Origin of the sequence: Mesorhizobium sp. M7A.F.Ca.CA.002.15.2.1 (assembly GCF_003998715.1) — a bacterium.
In the GTDB taxonomy this organism is placed as follows: Bacteria; Pseudomonadota; Alphaproteobacteria; order Rhizobiales; family Rhizobiaceae; genus Mesorhizobium; species Mesorhizobium ciceri.
On sequence record NZ_RZPI01000638.1, the window covers coordinates 1 to 3,177 of the forward strand.

The following is a 3,177-nucleotide window of genomic DNA, read 5'->3' on the forward strand; positions in this document are numbered from 1 at the left end:
GTTCCAGCCGCTCGATCCCGCCGACACCGAAGAGGCGCGCAACAAGAACCGCCGTATTGAACTGAAGCTCACCGAACGTTGATCGAAAATCACGCGAACTTGTTCGCCGGTTCAACCCTAGGGCGCAGATGGAGGCGGGCAAGGCCTGAAAAGATTATCTTTTTTTAATTACACATTGTCGCAGGGCGGTCCTAGCCTGCCGCCCGGGCCGAGAACCGCCGGCGATGAATCCCCCCTCATCGCGACGCGACGGAACCGGACGGCCCAAGGCTGGAAGGCAGGCGGACAACCGCCGCCTCCCTCTACAAGAGGAGACGCGTGATGCGCTCTTTCACTCCCAAGACCTCGCTTAGAACTGCAACACTCACGGCGCTCCTCATCGCCGTTCCGCTTGCCGGCGCCTATGCCGCGGGCCATCACAAGGGCGCTCTCGACGCGACCGATCCAACCGATATGACTGGCCCGCGTGTCGAGGCGCTTATCCAACAGGTGCAGGGCGTCCGGCAGGGCATCGTGGACGCAAGACAGGCCAACAACATCACCCCGGCTGTGGCGGAACGCCTGGAAATGCGCACGGCCCACATCAGTCAGGCGGCAGAGAAAGTCGCCGCCTCCGATCACGGCAGGATACCGGCCGCGCAATACCATGATCTGCTGCGCCGTCTCGACAATGTCGACCAGCGGCTGATGATCGACACCGGCAGCGGCTTCATGATCGGCGACGGCGCCGACGGCGGCAATTACCCGAACGGCTGAGGCCATAGCGCCCGAAACGGTCCAAGAGGAAGGAACCGCCTGGCGCCTTCGAGAGCGATCCCGCGGGCGTCCTTTTTACCAGCCGAGCAATACCGCGATCAGGGCGATCACCGCCGGCACGGTCTGGATGAACAGGATCTTGCGCCCGACCGTTGCCGCGCCATAGAGGCCGGCAATGGCCACGCAAGCCAGAAAGAAGACCTTGACCTGGAACCCGGCCGCACCAAGGTATAGCCCCCAGATCAACCCGGCGGCGAGGAACCCGTTATAAAGTCCCTGATTGGCCGCGAGCACTTTCGAGGCACTGGCGAATTCCGGGGTCAGGTTGAAAGCCTTGTGCCCGCGCGGCGTGTCCCACAGCACCATCTCCAGATAGACGATGTAGGCATGGATCAAGGCCACCAGCCCGACCAGGATGTTGCCGATCATTTTTTCCCCCTTGATGTGTTGCCGGCAGCATTTCATGCGCGGCCTCGCCTGCGCAAGGTGCATTTGCCGGACGGCATCCGAGGGTTGCCAACGCTTTTGCGTTGGTGTCTTTTCGCGCCGTCCCAATCACGGAAGTCGCCATGTCCTTTCAGAAACTCGACGACCTCGGTCACAAGCTCGAAGCGCTCGAGCATGCGCTGGCCATCCTCGGTGCCGATGAGGCCACGCACATGGCCGTCGGCGGCGGCGAGAAGCGTGCCGAGGCGATGTCGGCACTGGCCGGCATGTATCACACCAGGGCAACGGCGCCCGAGATAGCAGACTGGATCGCCGCGGCCGAACAGGAAGCGCTGGGGGAGGAGCAGCGCGCCGCCGTCTCGGAACTGCGGCGGCAATACACCAACCTGACCTGCCTGCCGGTCGAATTCGTCGAACGCCAGACGACCGCGCGCATGCGTTGCGAGCAGCTGTGGCGCGGCCTGCGCGCCAAGAACGACTGGGCAGGCTTCCAGCCGGCGCTGGAAGGCGTCGTGGCGCTGGTGCGCGAGGAGGCGGCGCTGCGTGCCGATGTGCTCGGCCTGGCCCCCTATGACGCGCTGATGGAGCAGTACGACCCCGGCAACCGCACCGCCGACATCACGCCTGTGTTCAGCGACCTGAAGGCTTTTCTGAAAAGTTTCGTGCCGGAGGCGCTGGCGATCCAGGACGCACGGCAGCGCAAGCGCCCGCTGAAGCCGCTTTCGGGCACCTATGCGATCGATCGGCAGCGCGAGCTCGGCCTTGCCATGATGACGGCAGTCGGCTTCGACCTGACGCATGGGTCGCTGTCGGTGTCGCACCACCCTTTCTGCGGCGGCGTGCCGAGCGACGTGCGTATCACCACCCGCTACAAGACGTCCGACTTCCTGTCGGCGCTGATGGGCGTGCTGCACGAGACCGGCCATGCGCTCTACGAACAGAACCTGCCCAAGGCATGGTCGCACTGGCCGCTCGGCAAAGCGCGCGGCATGGCCGTGCATGAAAGCCAGAGCCTGTTCGTCGAGAAGCAGCTAGGCCGCAACCCGGCCTTCTGGCGCTGGGCGCTGCCAGTGGTTGAAAAGCATCTCGGCGAAGCCTGGTCGCTCGACGACATCCTGCCGCACGTGCATCGCGTCGGACGCGGCCTGATCCGGGTCGATGCCGACGAGGTGACCTATCCCCTGCATGTCATCCTGCGCTACGAACTGGAACAGGAACTCGTCTCGGGCCGGCTGGAGGTGGCCGATCTGCCCGAAGCCTGGGACGCCAAGATGCGCGACTACCTCGGCCTTTCCACCATCGACAACCCAGCCGACGGGCCAATGCAGGACGTGCATTGGCCCGGGGCAGCTTTCGGCTACTTCCCCTCCTACACGCTGGGCGCGATGATGGCAGCACAGCAATGGGCGGCGCTGACGCGGGAGCATCCTGCCGCCGACGAGGATCTCGCCAAAGGCAATTTCGAGGCGATCAACGACTGGCGCCGCCAAAAAATCTGGTCACAGGGGTCACGCTGGTCGACGCCGGACCTGCTCGAACGCGCCACAGGCGAAAAGCTCAACGCCACCTATTTCGTGAACCATCTGAAACAGCGCTATGGAGCCGCATAGCGGCTGTCGCCACAGCGCCAGATCTGCCTATTCCGCCGCGCCCCTGAAAGCACTGGCGCCGGTTTCGAACTGCAGCTTGGCCAGCCGTGCATAGATGCCGCCCTTGGCGACAAGGCTTTGATGCGTGCCTTCCTCGACGATCGAGCCCCCATCCATGACCAGGATCCTGTCGGCCTTCAGCACCGTTGCCAGGCGGTGGGCGATGACGATCGTGGTGCGGCCCTGCATCAGCCGTTCCAATGCCGTCTGCACCAGCGTTTCGCTTTCGGCGTCGAGTGCCGAGGTGGCCTCGTCGAGCAACAGGATCGGCGCGTCGCGCAAGATGGCACGGGCGATCGCAACCCGCTGGCGCTGACCGCCTGAC

The 3,177-nt window shown here is 64.3% G+C and carries 4 protein-coding genes; 2 read left to right on the top strand and 2 right to left on the bottom strand.

Translation table 11 applies throughout. The features are described 5' to 3' along the window. Positions 1–321 precede the first annotated feature (321 nt). A complete protein-coding gene (locus ENZ74_RS26630; RefSeq protein WP_027162534.1) occupies positions 322–756 on the top strand; it encodes a hypothetical protein in 435 nt (144 codons plus the stop codon). A gap of 75 nt (positions 757–831) precedes the next feature. On the opposite strand, the gene ENZ74_RS26635 is transcribed toward ENZ74_RS26630, so the two are convergent. Next, positions 832–1,185, bottom strand: a complete 354-nt coding sequence (locus tag ENZ74_RS26635; protein WP_063169204.1) for a DUF1304 domain-containing protein — start codon at positions 1,183–1,185, stop codon at positions 832–834. A 140-nt stretch (positions 1,186–1,325) separates the two neighbouring features. Here ENZ74_RS26635 and ENZ74_RS26640 point away from each other — a divergent pair, with 140 nt between their 5' ends. Continuing rightward, positions 1,326–2,813 carry a carboxypeptidase M32 gene (locus tag ENZ74_RS26640; protein ID WP_013529120.1) on the top strand — a complete coding sequence of 496 codons (1,488 nt, stop codon included), beginning with the start codon at positions 1,326–1,328 and terminating at the stop codon, positions 2,811–2,813. A gap of 27 nt (positions 2,814–2,840) precedes the next feature. Here ENZ74_RS26640 and ENZ74_RS26645 read toward each other — a convergent pair. Then, positions 2,841–3,177 (bottom strand): ATP-binding cassette domain-containing protein (locus ENZ74_RS26645; protein ID WP_127313099.1); only part of this gene is annotated, 337 nt, incomplete at its 5' end.

Bases quoted from the DNA above. Each gene is read 5' to 3' on its own strand.
- ENZ74_RS26630 (WP_027162534.1), top strand. From the start codon at position 322: ATGCGCTCTTTCACTCCCAAGACCTCGCTTAGAACTGCAACACTCACG.
- ENZ74_RS26640 (WP_013529120.1), top strand. From the start codon at position 1,326: ATGTCCTTTCAGAAACTCGACGACCTCGGTCACAAGCTCGAAGCGCTC.
- ENZ74_RS26635 (WP_063169204.1), bottom strand. From the start codon at position 1,185: ATGATCGGCAACATCCTGGTCGGGCTGGTGGCCTTGATCCATGCCTAC.